General features: G+C 42.4%; 11 protein-coding genes. 8 read left to right on the forward strand and 3 right to left on the reverse strand.

Annotation, left to right across the window (positions count from 1 at the left end):
* Positions 1–312: 312 nt before the first annotated feature.
* Positions 313–8,568 (forward strand): immunoglobulin-like domain-containing protein, encoded by an 8,256-nt coding sequence (locus EC604_RS10950; protein WP_205127928.1) that lies wholly within the window; start codon positions 313–315, stop codon positions 8,566–8,568.
* A gap of 157 nt (positions 8,569–8,725) precedes the next feature.
* Here the strand turns inward: EC604_RS10950 and EC604_RS10955 are convergent, their stop codons facing one another.
* The gene (locus EC604_RS10955) at positions 8,726–9,256 is read right to left on the reverse strand and encodes a glutathione reductase (protein WP_123064222.1); all 531 of its coding nucleotides are present in this window, start codon (positions 9,254–9,256) and stop codon (positions 8,726–8,728) included.
* 305 nt (positions 9,257–9,561) lie between these two features.
* Between EC604_RS10955 and EC604_RS10960 the strand changes: the two genes are divergently transcribed.
* From EC604_RS10960 to EC604_RS10985, 6 genes are all read left to right on the forward strand, one after another.
* Complete coding sequence (locus EC604_RS10960; RefSeq protein ID WP_345789269.1) at positions 9,562–10,131, forward strand: Type 1 glutamine amidotransferase-like domain-containing protein; 570 nt, start codon at positions 9,562–9,564, stop codon at positions 10,129–10,131.
* Positions 10,132–10,519: 388 nt separating this feature from the next.
* Entirely contained in the window at positions 10,520–11,203 is a 684-nt protein-coding gene (locus tag EC604_RS10965; protein ID WP_123064223.1) for a response regulator transcription factor, read from the forward strand.
* A 10-nt stretch (positions 11,204–11,213) separates the two neighbouring features.
* Positions 11,214–12,251, forward strand: a complete 1,038-nt coding sequence (locus tag EC604_RS10970; RefSeq protein ID WP_123064224.1) for a sensor histidine kinase — start codon at positions 11,214–11,216, stop codon at positions 12,249–12,251.
* A gap of 192 nt (positions 12,252–12,443) precedes the next feature.
* Positions 12,444–13,223 carry an ABC transporter ATP-binding protein gene (locus tag EC604_RS10975; RefSeq protein ID WP_123064225.1) on the forward strand — a complete coding sequence of 260 codons (780 nt, stop codon included), beginning with the start codon at positions 12,444–12,446 and terminating at the stop codon, positions 13,221–13,223.
* A complete protein-coding gene (locus tag EC604_RS10980) occupies positions 13,220–15,145 on the forward strand; it encodes an ABC transporter permease (protein ID WP_123064226.1) in 1,926 nt (641 codons plus the stop codon). The genes EC604_RS10975 and EC604_RS10980 overlap by 4 nt, the downstream gene beginning before the upstream one ends.
* 15 nt (positions 15,146–15,160) lie before the next feature.
* Positions 15,161–15,484 carry a YxeA family protein gene (locus tag EC604_RS10985; protein WP_123064227.1) on the forward strand — a complete coding sequence of 108 codons (324 nt, stop codon included), beginning with the start codon at positions 15,161–15,163 and terminating at the stop codon, positions 15,482–15,484.
* A gap of 65 nt (positions 15,485–15,549) precedes the next feature.
* Here EC604_RS10985 and EC604_RS10990 read toward each other — a convergent pair whose 3' ends face one another.
* Together EC604_RS10990 and EC604_RS10995 are read right to left on the reverse strand one after the other, a co-directional pair.
* Positions 15,550–16,488 (reverse strand): FAD:protein FMN transferase, encoded by a 939-nt coding sequence (locus EC604_RS10990; RefSeq protein WP_123064228.1) that lies wholly within the window; start codon positions 16,486–16,488, stop codon positions 15,550–15,552.
* A gap of 12 nt (positions 16,489–16,500) precedes the next feature.
* Positions 16,501–17,430 (reverse strand): LysR family transcriptional regulator, encoded by a 930-nt coding sequence (locus EC604_RS10995; protein ID WP_123064229.1) that lies wholly within the window; start codon positions 17,428–17,430, stop codon positions 16,501–16,503.
* A gap of 181 nt (positions 17,431–17,611) precedes the next feature.
* Between EC604_RS10995 and EC604_RS11000 the strand changes: the two genes are divergently transcribed.
* The gene (locus tag EC604_RS11000) at positions 17,612–18,226 is read left to right on the forward strand and encodes an NADPH-dependent FMN reductase (protein ID WP_123064230.1); all 615 of its coding nucleotides are present in this window, start codon (positions 17,612–17,614) and stop codon (positions 18,224–18,226) included.
* Positions 18,227–18,230: the final 4 nt, after the last annotated feature.

The following is an 18,230-nucleotide window of genomic DNA, read 5'->3' on the forward strand; positions in this document are numbered from 1 at the left end:
ATAAAAACGATTACTTCGAAGTATAGGGACAACGCTTTAGTCCACATCAAATTTCAAATTGCAATAAAAAAATCCACATTATTAACATGATAGTACATTGAATTGAAATATCGGAACACGTAATATGAGAAGAAATGTAAGCGCATTCATTTTAGAATGTTTTTCTAGCTCCTGAAGTGAGGTGGTCTTGTTTTGAAGCTGATCTGTTGTTTTGTATGCATCTGAAAATTAAACGAGGGGAAGAATGCTATGCGAAAGCGAATTACAAACATAACTTTAGTTTTACTTTTGACCTTCAGCAGCTGTTTTAGTTTGGGTATACCGTTTAACAATCAAGCTTCAGCGGACACAGTAACACCAATGATGTTGGCGCATTATCCATTGCTTGAAGATGTATTGGATACATCTGGTAATGGCAATCATGGAACGGCTGTAGGCAACATTACGTACGACGATGGTCTTACTCTACCGGGAGGGACCGATAGTAATACGAACTATGTACAACTTCCTACGGGTTTGTTTGATCATCAAGAAAACACAACAATCTCTGTATGGATGAAGAGTAACACTGGACGCGGGAACTACGCAGCATTATTCTACGGTACGCCAGCAACTGAAAATAATTTGCCAACGAATTACTGGCTGTTTAATCCATCCAATCCAAGTGGTGATTTTAAGTCCGTATTTACAGATCGCAATAATGTTGATCAGCCTTGGACGACTGAGGTAGGCGTATCAGGCACTTCTACGTCACAGTATGAAGGTCAATGGGTTCACTATACAACGGTTATCACAGAACGCTCTATTACAGGCTACATTAACGGAGTAAGTATAGGCACCGTCGCCAAAGAGAAAACAACAGCAAGCTTTGGTACGGATTTGCAAGCTTATATCGGTCGCTCCAATTATTTAGCGGATGCTACTTTTGCCGGTAGCTTTCAAGATTTAAGAATTTACGGAGCGGCATTAAGTAGTGAAGATATCGCTGGAGTATATCAACAATCGCTCGATGAAAAGCAAATACAACAAAGTAAAAAAGAGCTAACGTTAGGTGATGTATCTGCCGTTACCGAATCTCTTGAACTCCCTTCTGCCAATAAGTATGGGGCATCGATATCGTGGACTTCCAGTGATGAGAGTGCGATTAGTCCAACGGGAGAAGTGTTTTTACGAGAAATAGAGCAACAAGTGACGTTAACGGCAACCATTTCTTTAGGTGGTAGCCAAGTAACGAAAGAGTTTATCGTTAACTTGCGGCCAAAAGATGACTCTATTGAGCAGATTGCTGTTAAAGGTGTTTCGCTTAATAAATCTACACTTCGTTTATCCGTGGGGGACAGCGAGGCATTAGTGGCTACAATTTCACCATTAAATGCAACCAATAAAAGGGTTACATGGACATCTAGTGATTCCAGTGTAGCAAATGTCAATTTGGCCGGTAACGTTACAGCGGTTAGTGAAGGTACAGCCACCATTACGGTACAAACGGAGGATGGAGATTATATAGCTGTCTCAACTATTAGCGTACAAGAAAAGTCACAAAATGATGATCTGATTCTTCATTACAACATGAAAACCACTGCAGAGGTAGATGGTCAACTCGTACTAAAGGATGTCGCCAATAAGAAAGTTAAATTTGATGGGATATTTAGAAATCGAAACAATGGACAATTCATTTCTAACAGTGAGGTTGGTTTTATATCCTTCAATGGAGGAAGCTCTGCATCGAATAGTGGATATGTTGAGATTCCTAAGGGCACAAACGGACTAGATCTATTACAGGGTCTGAATGAGATTACCGTATCTTCCATCGTGAACTGGACGAATGATGGTACGAATCGCTGGATTTTCGGTCTGGGTACAGTGTTAACACCGGAAACGAATAAATATTTTTTTGTAACCCCACGTCACGGTAGCGGATCAGGCAATATGATTGCTACGGGTATATCTAAAAATGGCTGGCCGAACGAAGCATTAGTTACAGGCAGCGCAAATTCCAACCTGATCGGTGGACAGTGGAAGCATGTAACGGTGTCCTTCTCTGAAGCCAGCAACAGGATCACATTATTTGTGGATGGAGTTAAAGTTGCTTCAGGTAATGCGAAGGGACTAAAGCTGGCAGAAATCATTAATCCGGCTTCTACGTTCTCTGGTTTTATCGGAAAGTCCATCTTCGCGAACGATCCATATCTTCAAGGAAGCCTGGCTGATTTCCGAGTATATAATCGCGCATTGACGGAGCAAGAAGTGGGGGAGTTATATCAACAAGAAGCAGTAACTCACATCTCCCAAATACGTCAGCTTACTGTTGATGATGCGTCGAATCAACTTAGCATAGATCGTTACTTAGACGAAGCAGATCAGAGTGCGGATAAAATAACGAAAAACGTCGCCTTGCCAACGAGTGGTAAAAACGGTGTCAACATCACTTGGAGTTCCAGTTATCCTTCCGTCATTTCTAACAGTGGAGTTGTAGAACGTCCAAATGCTCAAGCAAGTGATGCTCAAGCAGAACTCACAGCAACTTTAACGTATCAAGGAGTATCTAAAGCGGCTGTATTTCCTGTTACGATTTTGAAGCAATTTGATGATCAACAGAAGATTGACCTGGATGCTGAACAATTAGAGATTTACAATGCAGACAACGTTAAAGGCAACTTACGTCTTGTGACTACAGGTGAACAAGGATCTACCATTAGATGGACGTCTAGCAAACCTACTGTTGTTAAAGGAACAGCCGAAGCGGCTGGAAACGCTACACAGCTGGGCTGGGTAAGCCGTCAAGCTACGGATGTACCCGTTTCGTTAACAGCCACAATTACAAATGGTACAGCTTCTAAAGAGCGTACGTTTGACCTTACCGTTAAAAAAACAGCTGCGCCAGTACAGCATGATGCGTACTTCTTTGCGTACTTTACAGGTGAATATGAGGGTGGTGAAGAAATCTCCTTCGCTACAGCTGAAGACCCATTGTTCTGGAAAGCCCTGAATAATGGTAAGTCGATCCTTCAATCGAATATGGGTGAAAAAGGACTTCGTGATCCATTCGTTATTCGTTCAGCAGAAGGTGATAAATTCTATATGCTGGCAACCGATTTGAAAATGGGCGAAAGTACGAATTTCGACCAGGCTCAAATTACAGGCAGTCATTACATGATGATTTGGGAGTCGGAGGATCTCGTCAACTGGAGCCAGCAGCGTATGATCAAGGTTGCTCCCAAGACGGCAGGAAATACATGGGCACCAGAAGCAATCTATGATCAGGTAACCGGAGAGTATATCGTATTTTGGGCATCATCGATGAAAAACACAGAGACATACGGTGATTATAACGGAAGACCGGCAGGTCAGTACAATGTGATGTACTATGCAACAACACGAGATTTCTATAACTTTTCAGAGCCAAAAGTCATGATTGATGAGTCACTTCCAACCATTGATACGACGTTTATTGAGCATAATGATATGTTGTATCGATTTACCAAATCAGAAGTCAATACCAAAGTGTATGTGGAGAAAGCACCGAATTTCTACTATGACAAGGACGGTATTGCCGCAAATGGTCTTCAATACGACGCTGTTCCGGGTACACGTGATAACAAACTCGGTTTGATCGGAAAAAATGGAAATAACGAAGGACAAACGATTTTTAAAGATATTCATAAAGACAAATGGTATCTGTTCCTGGATTCATGGCCATATCATGTGCGATATACAACAGATTTGGATAGCAGCTCACAATATATTAATAATGTATTAAGTAGTGATCAATATGCACTTCCTCCAGGGCCACGACACGGAACGGTGATTCCGATCTCACGTGCGGAGTATAATGCTTTGCAAGAGAAGTATGCATTAAAAGGCCCAGCACCATCAACAGACCCGGTTGTACATTACTCATTTGATGCAAATTCAGTGAATGGTACAACGTTAAACGACATTTCGGGGAATGGCCATCACGCAACACTGGTAGGTGGAGCCATGATTAATGAAGAGAATCACATCGGTAAAACGGGCGCTTCGCTAGAGCTTAATGGGTCAACAGGATATGTGAAACTGCCAGATAACCTAATTCAATCCTTGAATCTGGAGAAGGCTACGTTCTCTACATGGGTTCAAATGGACAAAAATCAGGCCAATCAAAGAATATTTGATTTTGCTTCCGAAACATACAGACAGGTTAACCGCAACACCATGTACTTGAGTACACAAGGTGATACAGGTAGTCTGGAGTTCGCTGTCGTAACCCCTTTTACAGAGAAATTTAGCAACGACAGCACGAGACTCGGAGCAGATTATAAATATGCATTGCGAAATGCTGGATTATTACCAACGAAGACTTGGCAGCATGTTGCCATTACGATGGATGAGTTTGAGGCAGTACTGTATGTGAATGGCCAAGAGGTTAAACGCAGCTCGACATTTAACGTGGAGCCAAGAATGTTACTGGAAACAACGATGAACTATATTGGTAAATCGAGAAATAGCTCGGATCGTCTGTTTGCTGGTAAATTGGATGATTTCCGTATTTATAATCGTGCATTGTCCGCTGAAGAGATTGCAGCATTAGCGGATGAAGACATTACTCCTCCAGTAGAGCAGCCATCCGGGGCTGAGCTCATTCTCCACTACGATATGAATGATATCAATGGTGATACGGTTATTGATCAAACAGGTAACTTCAACGGAAAATGGAAGAATCCGTCTAAGGCAGAATGGATTCGTACAGAAGATGCTGGTGTATTGAGCTTTAATGGGGGCAGAGCAGATTCCTATGTAGAGTTGCCACAAGGAATTCTCGATGGATTAACGGATATCACCGTTTCATCTATTGTGAACTGGAACGGAAAAAACGCTGCGGAGTGGTTGTATGCGTTAGGAAGACCAAATAATAACACGCACTATACGTATTTCACACCACGTTATAATGCTAACGGGCTAGCCCGTTTAGGAATCGCGACGAATGCCTGGAACAATGAGTCTTCAACTTCTACCACGGGGTTAAAGAATAATGAATGGAAAGTAGTTACGACCGTTGTTTCAGGCAAGGATGGTACACTAATAATTTATATTGATGGTGTTGCTGTTGCATCAGGCTCAACCAATGGAATGACGCTAGAACAAATAAAAAATACTTCAGGCAGCAGTGGATACATCGGTAAGTCATTTTATACAGCTGATCCATACTTCGGCGGGTTGATTGCAGACTTCCAAATCTATGATGGTGCTATGACTGCGGCAGATGTTACGACACTTAAGGCTCGTGCTGATCAGAAGATTGCTTCAATGGAGGGCATGCTTGTATCGGCTGCGGCAGAGAAGTTAACGATCATTGATCTGCTTGCCACGAATACATCCAAAGATGCGATTACAAGCAATGTAACCTTGCCAACATCAGGTACTTATGGCACCACGATAAGCTGGACAACGGATAAAAGCAATGTGATCTCAACTACAGGTGTCGTAACTAGACCAAATAACGCAACTGGCGATCAAGTTGTAACGTTAACAGCGGTATTTACAGATGGTATAGAGACAGTTAACAAAACCTTTACGTTGAGGGTTAAAGCATTGCCGAGCGATGCCAATGCTGTAGAGGAAGCAAAAGCGGCACTAGTTGTTCATAACATTCAGGATGTAAGAGGTCATCTCTCCTTAACGACATCTGGATTATATGGATCAACGATTACTTGGGCTTCGGCTCAACCAAACGTCCTTTCAGGAACTGGTGAAGTGCAACGTCCGGCCCATGGTAGTGGAGATGTAGACGTGAAGCTTACAGCTACGATTGCATTAAACTCAGCATCCACAACGAAGGAGTTTATTGCAAAGGTCAAGGAACGACCTGCTGATGAAAAATATGCGGGATACTTCTTCACATATTTCACTGGGGAAGGGACTTCAACTGGTGAGCAAGTTTATTTTGCACTAAGTAACGGTAATGATCCGTTAAACTGGCGAGAACTGAATGAGGGTAAACCTGTACTGACCTCTACCTTAGGGGAGAAGGGAGTACGTGATCCATTCATTATTCGTTCGCCTGAAGGCGACAAGTTCTACATGATCGCTACCGATCTCAAAATCAACGGTAATGGTGACTGGGGCAGAGCACAGACGTGGGGTAGCCGTTCCATAATGGTTTGGGAATCGAATGATCTCGTCAACTGGACAGATCAACGCATGGTAGAGGTTGCACCGGAAGAAGCGGGTAATACTTGGGCACCAGAAATCATGTACGACAAGACAACAGGCGAATATATCGTATTTTGGGCATCAAGAATGTTTGGTGATGCATCCCATACAGGTAACGCTTATCAAAAAATGATGTATAGCAAGACAAGAGATTTCTATACGTTTACTGAGCCGAAAGAATATTTGGATTATGGATATTCCATCATTGACACCACAATGATTGAGCATGATGGTAAAGTATATCGTTTTACGAAGGATGAGCAGGACAACGGAGCTGCTGCTCCATTTGGCAAGATGATTTTCCAAGAGGTGGGTGACTCGATCTTAGATCCAGCCTTCAAGATGGTTAATCAAGGTGTGGGTAACATGAAATGGGTTGAGGGTCCAACGATCTTCAAATCGAATACAGAAGAAAAATGGTATTTATTCGTGGATGAGTTTGGTGGAAGAGGTTATATTCCATTCGAGACAACCAACCTTGCATCAGGTCAGTGGACATTATCTTCTAACTACAACTTACCCGCCAGTCCGCGTCACGGAACGGTCATTCCCATTACACAAAGTGAGTATGATTCACTCAGTGGGAAGAAGGTACCCGTTAACGGAGTTAGCTTGGACAAAACGACGTTGTCCATCGTAGAAGGTCAATCAGGACAATTAACAGCTACGATCACACCGGCAAACGCAACGAAAAAAGCAGTAACCTGGAGCTCAAGTAACCCAGCTGTATCTACTGTAAGTGCGACAGGTCGAGTAACAGCGGTTGCACCAGGAACAGCAATAATAACCGTAACTACAGTAGATGGTAATTTATCATCCAGCGCTACAGTAACGGTGACACCACTATTTGAACCGACTGCACCAGGAGAAGTAACCGGAACAAGCGTAATAGCGGGTAATCAGAAGCTGACTTTGAAATGGAGTAATCCTGCAGAAAGCGATCTGGTCGCTATTAAGATTACAGGTCATGGAAATACAGAGTTTAAGACGGTAACGCTGAATCATGCGGCTAGCAGTTATGAAGTCACAGGACTTGCGAATGGTAGGCGTTATGAATTCCGTATTACTACGGTAAATGCAGCAGGGAATGAATCCGCAGGAGTTGTGGTGTCGGGAACACCACAAGCACCAAGCAGTGGTAATGGAGATGGTGGCAATGCCAGTGGCAGTAACATCCCTGCACCTACAGCACCACCAGCTTCTACAGGTGGAAGTGAGCCGGTGGTAATGGACAACGGTCAAATAAACATTAAGCCAGTTGTTAATGAGAACGGTGTTTCTAAAGTGAAGTTAAGTCCAGATACGGTGAAGCGTGCGCTTGATCGAACGACAGGCGGTAAGCTGCAGGTGCGAGTTGAAGGTGATCAAAGCTTGAACGAGCTAACCGTTGAGCTAGCCGTAGATCCGCGCTTAACTAGTGCAACTTCTAAAGTAGGTAGCATCGAGATCAACATGGGTTCTGCAGTCGTAACGTTGGCTACCGAAAGGCTTGGATCAGGAATAAGCACAGGGAAAACGTTAGGATTGTCGGTTATGAGAATGGCAGCGAATCAACTGCCAGCTGGCACACAAGCTAGGTTAGATGATAAGGTCGTATACGATATCAAGCTAACGATGGATGGTACGAAGCTAACGGAGTTTGATGGTAGAGATGATCTTGTGATTGCATTGCCATATACGCTGAAGGCTTCCGAGAATCCAAACAACATCATCGTATACGATGTGAAGGACAACGGAGAGCGAAGAGTTGTGATGAATGGTAAATACAATGCAGGGACAGGTCAAGTAGAGTTCAAACCAACGGATCTAAGTAAGTATACGGTAGCGTATGTTGCAACGAGCTTTCAGGATGTGACCCAAGGCTGGGCGAAAGATGCGATCTCGGCATTGGGAGCAAGAGGCATTGTAAAGGGTGTAGGTGACGGCGAGTTTAATCCGAAAGCTCAGGTGACAAGAGCAGAATTTATCACGATGCTGATGAATGTGTTGGAGTTATCGGATGAGAGCGCGGCGGCAAGTTTTAGTGATGTGGAACAAGGAGATTGGTACCATGGAAATATCGCAACCGCGCAGAAGCTGGGAATTGTGAACGGGAAACCAGATGGAAGTTTCGGAGTTCATGAGAATATTACGCGAGAAGATATGGCCGTTATGGTATACAAGGCGATCCGATTGAAGCAACTAAAATTACCAGATCGCGAAGCTAGAGCTTTCAAGGATAAAGCAAACATCGCAAACTATGCGAAGCAAGCTGTAGAGGCAATGCGGGGAGCAAGCATCATAAACGGTGTAGGTAACGATGAGTTTGCACCGAAGAAAACGGCTAACCGTGACGAAGCAGCCGTGATGATCTATAATTTATGGAGTTTGATGTAGACACGTTGAGTATAGGATAGGGTATCTACATGGAGCCAAGACGAAGCTGTTAGCCTCCTAGGCTTCATAATAAAAGGAACGCCATCACATTACGTGATGGCGTTTTTGATATAAAAAACCGTGGAACTTAGAGTAGAGTACAAAGAGTTTTCATAGCCTATTCAGAGGTGCGCGCTTTTTGCCTTGTTTCAACTAATGTGAAGACGTCATCCATGTCGAGGGAAAACATAGCGCTTTCACTTGTTACTGGTTGGAAGTGGAATTCCAGCTTTTCTTTGCCGAATTGGTTCTCAAGCTCTCCCCACTGTTCCGTAGACAATAATAGAAATGCTAACGTGTCACTGCCCAGGGACTCCATAAACCATCGAATCTGATATTGGGGAGCGATCATCTCTTCCATAGCCCGAACGGCACTGTCCCGATCGGTCCGATCATCGGCGAACGGAATCGTCAGTGTACGCTCGTCCGAACTTAACACGATATCGACGCCCCTTGGTTTGTCGATTTGGATAATTTTACACTGGATTTGGTGAGGTTCCGGCAGTTGATCGTTAAAGTAATGGATCACATCCCCTTCGTCTTCTCTCCAATCAATCCAGATTAATGACTCGTACTCAAAAAATTGTTCGATGACGTCTTCATCGGACGAATGTTGCAAGACATGGATAATTGGTTGCAACGTACTCATGATCATCCCATCCCTTATTCGAAGTTTATATATACTCTATATTATCTTATAGGATGGGCAGGTCTGAATAGGGCAACGGACATACTTCCTTTCGGAGATGGGACTATTTCTCATCATTTAATTCGATGCTATGTTAGTATGGAGTTATGTTTTTAGTTTTCTTAAGTATAGAAATAGGTCAATTATACATATGAAGGTAATACAGTTTGAGTACTCACTATTATTTCAGTTGGTTTAATGATGTTTTTCCAGAGAAACTGGTTGAATGATTGCAAGAGGATATCACAGATAGAAAATCGCTTGTGATGATTAGCGCTGAGCCGTCTGATTATGAAGGAGAGCAAGTGAACTTTGATGATTTAACGGAATGGACATGGTTAACTCAGGCTAATCTTAGTTTTGATGAACATCACTTTATTGATTATCGTATGCAGAAAGAAGAGGCTCAGCAGCTCATTCAGAACGCTTCTGTCATCTTTCTATGTGGTGGAGATCCTGTTCAGCAGCACAAGTTTTTGGCGGAATATGAACTATCCGATATGATTAAGAACAGTAACGCCGTTATCATCGGTGCAAGTGCCGGTGCATTAAATATGGCTGCAAAATGGATATCTTCGGCTGATGCTAACCCTAAGGATGAAACAACTACGTTTTATGAGGGTCTGAGCTTTGATCATTTTGCCTATGAATCTCATGCTAGACGCGACTACAGCACGTTTGTTAAAGGATACCTGTTTCCACTATCTGAAGAGATGAATGTTTATGCGGCAGAGCAGGAGAGTGCTATTCGTGTAAAGAAAGGCAAAATAAATATCTTAGGCCCAGTATATTTTATTTCCGAATCTAAGATTCAGAAATTAATTGAAACACTCTGATATACATACTGTCATTTATTAACAGAAATAAACATTTCTTTATAGACCGCCTTCAATGGCGGTTTTTTTGAACTCTATAGGTTTTGAATGCTTATATGTTGAACTATTCATTTACACTTTAACGGAGAGGACAGAAAAAACCTGAAAAAGCGAAGCGGTCGCCTTTATCACCGGATTTTCCCTTTGGAAAAGGGAATCAAAAAATCTGGGGATAACAGCGATAGGAAGGTTATTCTGTCATCGGAGTGGCTTGTGTAAAATCCTTAATTCAGTTTAGATACGAGTTGTATCCTCAGGAAGCGTCAATGAAGGACGCCTAGTTCTTCTCGGTGTTTTTTTGCTCGTTTTTATTTTAGAATGGATATGTATATAGATAAGGAGTGTTACGATGAATATGAACATCTTTATTATTGAGGACGATGCTCTTCTTCTTGGAGCACTTCGAGAAGGATTGAGTCAGTGGTCATATGAAGTTAGTAGTCCAACGGATTTCGGACGTGTAATGGATGACTTTGTTGAACAGCGGCCCCATCTGGTGATTATTGATATACAGCTTCCGAAGTTTGACGGATTTCATTGGTGCAGAGAGATCCGTGCCGTGTCGAAAGTGCCGATTATTTTTCTTTCCTCCAGAGATCATCCGATGGATATGGTGATGGCGATGAATTTGGGGGCAGACGATTATGTTCCGAAACCATTTCACATGGATGTACTGATTGCCAAGGTGCAAGCTATTCTTCGTCGAACCTACACGTATGAGGAGGCTTCCTCCGATGTGATGGAATGGAATCAAGCGATACTTGATTTGAAAAGTGGTGAAATTCATAAAGATGGTAAGACGATTGACTTGACCAAAAATGAATTTTTTATCCTATCGGCTTTAGTGAAATCCAATAACAAAATCATCTCACGCCATGAACTGATGCAGATGCTCTGGGATGATGATCAGTTTATTAATGACAATACCTTAACAGCAAACATCACAAGATTACGTCAAAAGCTGTCCTACCTTAACTTGGCTGATGGAATTGTAACGAAAAAAGGTTTGGGGTATATGGCCGTTACTCTTTAGGAGGTTCCCATTGTTCATTGCTTATCTCAAGTATAAAAAAAGCTGGATCGCCTTAATTGGCTTATTGCTTCTGCTGACCAATGTCTTAATACAACTGGATGCTGGCATCCCTGTGGAGGCACAGTCTCTCATCTATTTGAATTCATTATTTCTCATTATCTTTTTGGCTTTCTTGGTTTGGAGATATAAAAAGGAAACATCTTATTATAAATCATTGCTCACCGTTTCTAATCGCATCGAGGAAGACTGGTTTGAAGACATCCCCAAACCTAAAAGTTCTTTTCCTGATGCTATGGTATATGCTTTATTGGAAAATATTCATCAACATGATCAAATCAAGCGCCGCGAGAATCGATCCGCCCAACGCATGGAACATACGGATCTTGCCTCATGGGTACATGAAATGAAAACACCCCTTACGGCGATGAAAATCACGATGGATGCCCATCGTTCGAATGAGCTGGCTGGCCGGTTAAATGCGTCTTGGCTCAGGATGCACTTATTAGTGGATCAACAGCTTTATATTTCACGATTAGCCAATTTGGACGCTGACTTACTACCAGAGAAGCTGGGAGTACAAGAACTGTTACGAGCAGAAATTCGTGAGTTATCGATATGGTGTATGGAAAAAAATATATCCATTGAGCTGACGGGAGACACTGCCTCTACCGTGTATACCGATAAAAAGTGGTGCAGATTTGTGATCAGACAAATCTTAACGAATGCAATCAAGTACAGTCCAACCAACGGAAATCTAATTATTCATACAGGTCTCCATGATAATGCATCTGTAATTGTTACCATCCAAGATAAAGGACCTGGCATACAGGTACATGATCTACCTCGCATATTTGATAAAGGTTTTACAGGTGAAAATGGGAGAATACAGAACTCGGCTACTGGAATGGGCCTTTACCTAGCGAAAGACATAAGCAAGAAGTTACATTTGCAACTTGAAGTTGCTTCAGCTGTGGGGGAAGGAACATCGTTCTCGATGATATTCAAGAGTGACAACCCGTTTGAACAGCTTAGACGAACCTTACTATAAGTGAGGCAATCATAGAGCAGTCAGGATGTTTTCTACAGCCTGGCTGTTTTTTTAATTGGGCACAAGTATTCCAGTGAATCGGCAAGGTGACGAAAATATCACATTTGAGACTGTTTTATCATCTAAAGCTTACGACCCAGACGCCGAAAAGAACTACACTGTATATAGAACAACTCGATTGGAGTGCATGGGATGACACAACAAAAGATACCGAAAACCGTTTTGAATGCAGAAGGTGTGCGTAAATCATATGGTTCAAAAGGAAATGTACAACAGGTATTACAAGGCATTGACCTTCGTGTGACTGAGGGAGAGTTTGTCGGCATTATGGGACCTTCCGGTTCGGGTAAGACCACACTTCTCAATACGTTAGCGACGATTGACCGGGCTACCGATGGCAAGATCTTTATACAAGAGCATGAGATTTCTAAAATGAAGGATAACCAACTTTCCGATATCCGTCGTCAACATCTAGGTTTTATCTTTCAGGATTACAATCTGCTCGATACGTTAACGGTCAAAGAGAATATCTTACTTCCTGTATCGTTAACAAAAATAAGTAAAACCCAAGCTGAACATGAGTTTATTGAGATTGCAGCCATTTTAGGCATTGAAGAGTTAGCGGATAAGTATCCTACTGAAATTTCAGGCGGCCAAAAGCAACGTACCTCCGCGGCACGAGCGTTAATTCACTCTCCATCACTTGTTTTTGCAGATGAGCCTACGGGTGCTCTGGACTCGAAAGCCGCTTCCAATTTACTCGAAAATTTACATGGGATCAACCAGTCACGGCACGTTACCATTATCATGGTTACTCATGACCCGCTGGCTTCCAGCTATTGTAGCCGAGTAGTTTTTCTGAAGGATGGTAAGATTTTTGCTGAATTGTATCGGGGAGAGAAAACGAGAGAATCTTTCTTCAAAGACATTCTGGATATGCAGGCCGTGCTTGGAGGGGGCGGTCCTCAATGAACATACGAAAACTCGTCATGCGTAGCATGCGGAAAAATATCAAAATGTATTATCTTTATTTTTTCGCGATGATCTTCAGCATCAGTTTGTATTTTATCTTATCTACTCTGCAAAATGATCAAACCGTAATGGAGACGGTTCAATCCAGCATGAATTTCTCAACAGCTTTTCAAATTGCAGGCATCCTGCTTATTCTTATAACGATTGTGTTTACGATGTATGCGACAAATATCTTTATCAGAAGGCGTAGTCAAGAGATTGGATTATACCAGTTGATTGGTTTGTCCAGGGCTTGGGTCGCACGGGTATTGATCTTGGAACATAGTATTCTTGGTCTAGGCGCTTTACTGATCGGAACGGTGGTTGGAACTTTGCTCTCGCGACTGTTCCTCTTACTGTTAATGAGCATCTTAGGGCTTGATGCCAAGATCGGTTTAACCTTTTCCGGTCAAGCATTACTTCAAACGATTGCTGTGTTTACTTGCTTGCTTGTGATCACTTCTTTCCAAATTGTATGGACGATCTACCGCAGTACGTTGTTGCAATTGTTTCAGGCCAATCATAGGCATGATCCATTGGTTAAACGTCCCAGCATCGTGTCAGGTATTTTAGGGCTGGCAGGGGTGTGTCTGATCGGGCTTGGTTATTATGTATCTACCTTTATTGGATACGATGCAGATGCTCTGATTTTTCTGATGTTAGTCGTGCTCGTCAGCACCATACTTGGAACTTACTTGACCTTTCATACAACGGTTAGCTGGATATTATTTGTTTATCGAAAAAGACAAAATGGAAACCTTGGCTTGGTTAACAGCCTTTCGATAGCACCATTAATGCACAGAATGAAAGGTCACGCCAACTCGCTAACGTTAATCACGATATTATCTGCGATGACAATCACGATGATTTCGCTCTCATATTCATTATATTATTCCATTGAAAAGGATGTCAGATTGGCGATGCCATTTGATTTTGCAGTGGATATGCCAGAAGATGCCGCTGTGATATCCAGTAAGTTAGAAACGGCACGGATTGCATTCGATCAACACCAGGTCGATGCCATTCAATTTAATGGCTCATGGGTGGATTATGAACAGCAGTCCAAACCAAGTCATAGCAACAGACCCTTTTTGCTTTTCTCCGCAGAGCAGATGGTGCAGGTTGGATTAAAGGTGGAACTTCCCTTGAAAAATGAAGCCATTTATCATAATTCGCGAGCAGTAATCGAGGGAATGGAAGTTCCGCCTCTAGAAGAGGTGCAGTATGCATCCAACGATGAAGTTAATCTATTAACCGTCTCCAAGAACAAGCTTCAGAATGTCATGAATTACGTTTTCCGTGGAGATCAATTACTGGTTTCTGAAGAAACGTTCAAGCGAATGAGGGACAGCATTCAGGAGGATGAGAACAAAAAATCGGTGACGTTTGAGGTTTTTAACATATTGGATAAGGAAAGATCAGCTGATGCTTCTAGCATCTTTAACGAGAATGTGGACAAAGATCGTTATCTCACCGACTTTTATTCCGCTTATGAGGGATCACGTCAAAACTTTGGAATGCTCATTTTCATTGCCGGGTTTTTGGGTTTGGTCTTTATCCTTTCCACCGGAAGTATTTTGTACTTTAAACAGATGACCGAGGCCGAACAAGAGAAATCTCATTATCGGACACTGCGACAGCTCGGATTCCAGGTAGGGGATATGATGAAAGGCATCATCCGTAAACAAATCTTTATATTTTTAATCCCGTTGGGAATGGGGTTAACTCATGCTGCTTTTGCCTTGAAGGTAAGTACAATTCTCATCGCGGCGAGCATGCTGACTCCAATCCTCATCAGTATGGCAGCTTATATCATCATTTATTTAGTGTTTATGGTTGTTACCATCCGGTACTACAAAAGGATCGTCACTAATGCACTATAGAAAGGAAAACAACAAATGAACAAAAGGATTCTAAGTTCTTGTCTTGTTGGTATGGTTGTGATCGCTGGCCTCTATATCTTTATGCGTGAACCATTGGATCGTTTTAACCCATTGATTAAAGAGGAATATGTATATGTTCAGGTTCAAGCTGAACCTGAAGATGATGATGGGAGATATAAGTATAGAGAGCAGGGTGTCACCGAAACTGGAGAGACCAAAAAAGTAGTATTCAGCACCAGTACCCGACTCGATCAAGGTACATTCGTGAAAGTGCTCACCAAAGGTACCTATTCAGCAGACTACAAATTGATAAAAGAAGATGAAATGCCAACGAAATAAACGTTAGAAAAAGATGATCATGATGCGCAGGACATCAAAAGAATAACATGAACGATCTCTTAACGTTAGCTTGATATCGGATGGATTCTTCCATTCAGATTGTCAGTGTACGCCATGTCTCCATCTGTCGTGATCACGGCGGCTTCGATATGTTTCATTTGATTCACTTTATGAATAACGGAGGCGGCATCTAACCCGAATAATTCTGTCGTATAGATGTCACAGTCCAGCGATCTATCCGCAATAATGGTCAAAGAGGCGACATTACTTTCGATGGGATAGCCTGTTTTGCTACTAAAGATATGATGGTACTGCTGTCCTTTCTTTTCTAAAACGCGCTCGTATATGCCCGAGGTAACGATGGATTGCTCTCTGATTCTGACGAGTGCTGCTGCATGACCTCGGGGTAAAAAGGGATTTTGTATCCCCACATTCCAGTGACTTGAGCCGGAAGGGGAATCGCCATGAACAAGCACATTTCCGCCCATATCGACCATAGCTGAGGTTACTCCGTTTTTCTTGAAAAAGGCCATCACCTGATCGGCAAAATAACCTTTAGCGATGGCTCCAAGGTCGACTTCCATGCCTTTTTTTAATAAATGCACGGTGTGCTGCTCATCATCGAGCTGTATATGTTCAGGGTTTAAGAGCGCCAGCACCTTCTTAATCTCTATATCCTCTGGCACATGTGCCTCGCGGAAACCGATTCTCCACAATTTGATTAATGGTCCAATCGCAATATTTAAAAAAGAATCTTCCTTCAGGCTGTGTTCTTTGCCTATCTTGATGAGATCATACAGTTCCCTGTCGACTTGGAGCGGACGGGAGGCGGCTTCTTGCTTCAACATCGCAAGCTGTGAGTGATCACTATTGGCGCTAAAGACTTTCTCGTAATAGAACAGCATGTTCTCCGCTTCCTGAGCAAGCTCTTCTGCATTCTCCCCCTCGATATATAGAGAGATTTTTGTTCCCATGAGAGGGATCATTTTCGTAAAAGATTTCATGCAAACCTCCTCCTACACTGCGCATTGTTGTCCATGATTGAGAAAAGTATGGATAAGGTCATGATCCACACTAGTCAGCTTTCTTTCGCTATGATGTGCTATAAAATAGTCCAGACTCATCTTATCAATCGGGATAGGGTAGATGTTGTATTCGGAAGGAGACTCGTCAATCCGGACACTCTCGGGAATGATCGTCAGGCCCATATTCTGTTTGGCAAGCTTCAACACCGTATGAATTTCGTTGCTTTCCATCACGATGCTCGGTTGTATTTTGTGCACACTAAGTAATTGATCGATTTGTTTACGGACGGCAGAGCCTTTGGACGTTAAAACGAGCTGTTGGCTCAGAATGGTAGGGATATCAAACGTTCCCTCCGGGATGACGGCAACATTCTTCTGATATAGTTCACAGCCGCGGGGAATAACCGCCCGGTAACTGTGTTTGCCCCAACTAAACGCATTTAGATTTGGAGAAATACTGCTCGAATTTTGCCCAATCCAGAAGTCCAATTCAACATTTTGAATCCGTTTTTCATTTTTTTCAGGCAGATCCTCTATCAGACTAATCTTATAAGTAGGATGAAGCTTTAAAAATGCAGGTAAGAAAAGGGGTGTCAAATAGGAACCCAGGCTGGGCAGAATTCCGATTCGTAACACTTTATTGCCGATATCCGATGCATAGGAGATTTCTTTCATGAGCTTGGCGTAGCTATGTTCAAGCGATGTTAAATACTGATAATAGATTTTTCCCTGTTCGGTTAATCGATACGGAAGCTTGTTGCGAGTGATCAGCTCACAATCCAACTGACTTTCGACTTTTTTGATTACCTTGGTCAGATAGGGCTGAGAAATATAAAGGGATTGGGCCGCTTTGCTAAAATTGCTGTATTTTAAAAGGCTGTCGATGTAACACAAAATATCCTGCGATTCTAATTTAGACATGTCATTCACCCTTTGTGAAAAAAATAACAAACTTTGAATTTGAGGTGATTATAACAAATTGGTTATCAAACTGCAATGAATAACTATTAGATCATTCGAGCCTTCGTATGTTAGAGTTATGCCGAAAGATCGAGTCTGACATTGACGAACATTATTTTCGAATGACAGAGAGGGGATTACGATGAATTATTTAGCTATTGTCGGCACGAATTCGGATGAATCAACGAACCGCACGCTGCTTCAATTTATGCAAAAACATTTTGCAGATGAGGCTCAGATTGACTTGTTTGAAATTAAGGATCTGCCTGCTTTTATTGAAAAGGATGAAATAGAAGATGCTGAAGTTGACATTCCAGAGAAAGTGCAGGACTTACTGGAGAAGATTTCTAACGCAAAGGGCATTATTATTGCTACTCCGGAGTATGATCATGCGATCCCTGCTGTGCTCAAAAGTGCGCTGGAATGGATCAGTTATACCACTCAAACGTTGAAAGACAAGCCGGTTCTGATTGTGGGTGCTTCACATGGCTCACTTGGTTCTTCCAGAGCGCAAGCACATCTTAGACAAATTCTGGATTCTCCTGAGCTTGGAGCGAGATTAATGCCTAGCAGTGAGTTTCTTTTGGGAAAATCGCAGAGTGCATTTGATCACAGTGGCAGTCTGATCAGTGCAGAGAAAGTAGCAGAGCTTGAAGAGATTTTCAGGGAGTTTGTTTTGTTTACGGAGATCACCGCGGAACTGCTGTCCAAACGGACGTTGAAGCAAAAAACGAAAAAATTTTCCTGGCAAGAGTAGGAGG

Origin of the sequence: Paenibacillus amylolyticus, from assembly GCF_003719335.1 — a bacterium.
Taxonomy (GTDB): domain Bacteria; phylum Bacillota; class Bacilli; order Paenibacillales; family Paenibacillaceae; genus Paenibacillus; species Paenibacillus amylolyticus_D.

Coding starts and splice junctions, on each gene's coding strand:
- EC604_RS10975 (WP_123064225.1), top strand. CDS start 12,444: ATGACACAACAAAAGATACCGAAAACCGTTTTGAATGCAGAAGGTGTG.
- EC604_RS10960 (WP_345789269.1), top strand. CDS start 9,562: ATGATTAGCGCTGAGCCGTCTGATTATGAAGGAGAGCAAGTGAACTTT.
- EC604_RS10985 (WP_123064227.1), top strand. CDS start 15,161: ATGAACAAAAGGATTCTAAGTTCTTGTCTTGTTGGTATGGTTGTGATC.
- EC604_RS10990 (WP_123064228.1), bottom strand. CDS start 16,488: ATGAAATCTTTTACGAAAATGATCCCTCTCATGGGAACAAAAATCTCT.
- EC604_RS10955 (WP_123064222.1), bottom strand. CDS start 9,256: ATGAGTACGTTGCAACCAATTATCCATGTCTTGCAACATTCGTCCGAT.
- EC604_RS10995 (WP_123064229.1), bottom strand. CDS start 17,430: ATGTCTAAATTAGAATCGCAGGATATTTTGTGTTACATCGACAGCCTT.
- EC604_RS10980 (WP_123064226.1), top strand. CDS start 13,220: ATGAACATACGAAAACTCGTCATGCGTAGCATGCGGAAAAATATCAAA.
- EC604_RS10965 (WP_123064223.1), top strand. CDS start 10,520: ATGAATATGAACATCTTTATTATTGAGGACGATGCTCTTCTTCTTGGA.
- EC604_RS11000 (WP_123064230.1), top strand. CDS start 17,612: ATGAATTATTTAGCTATTGTCGGCACGAATTCGGATGAATCAACGAAC.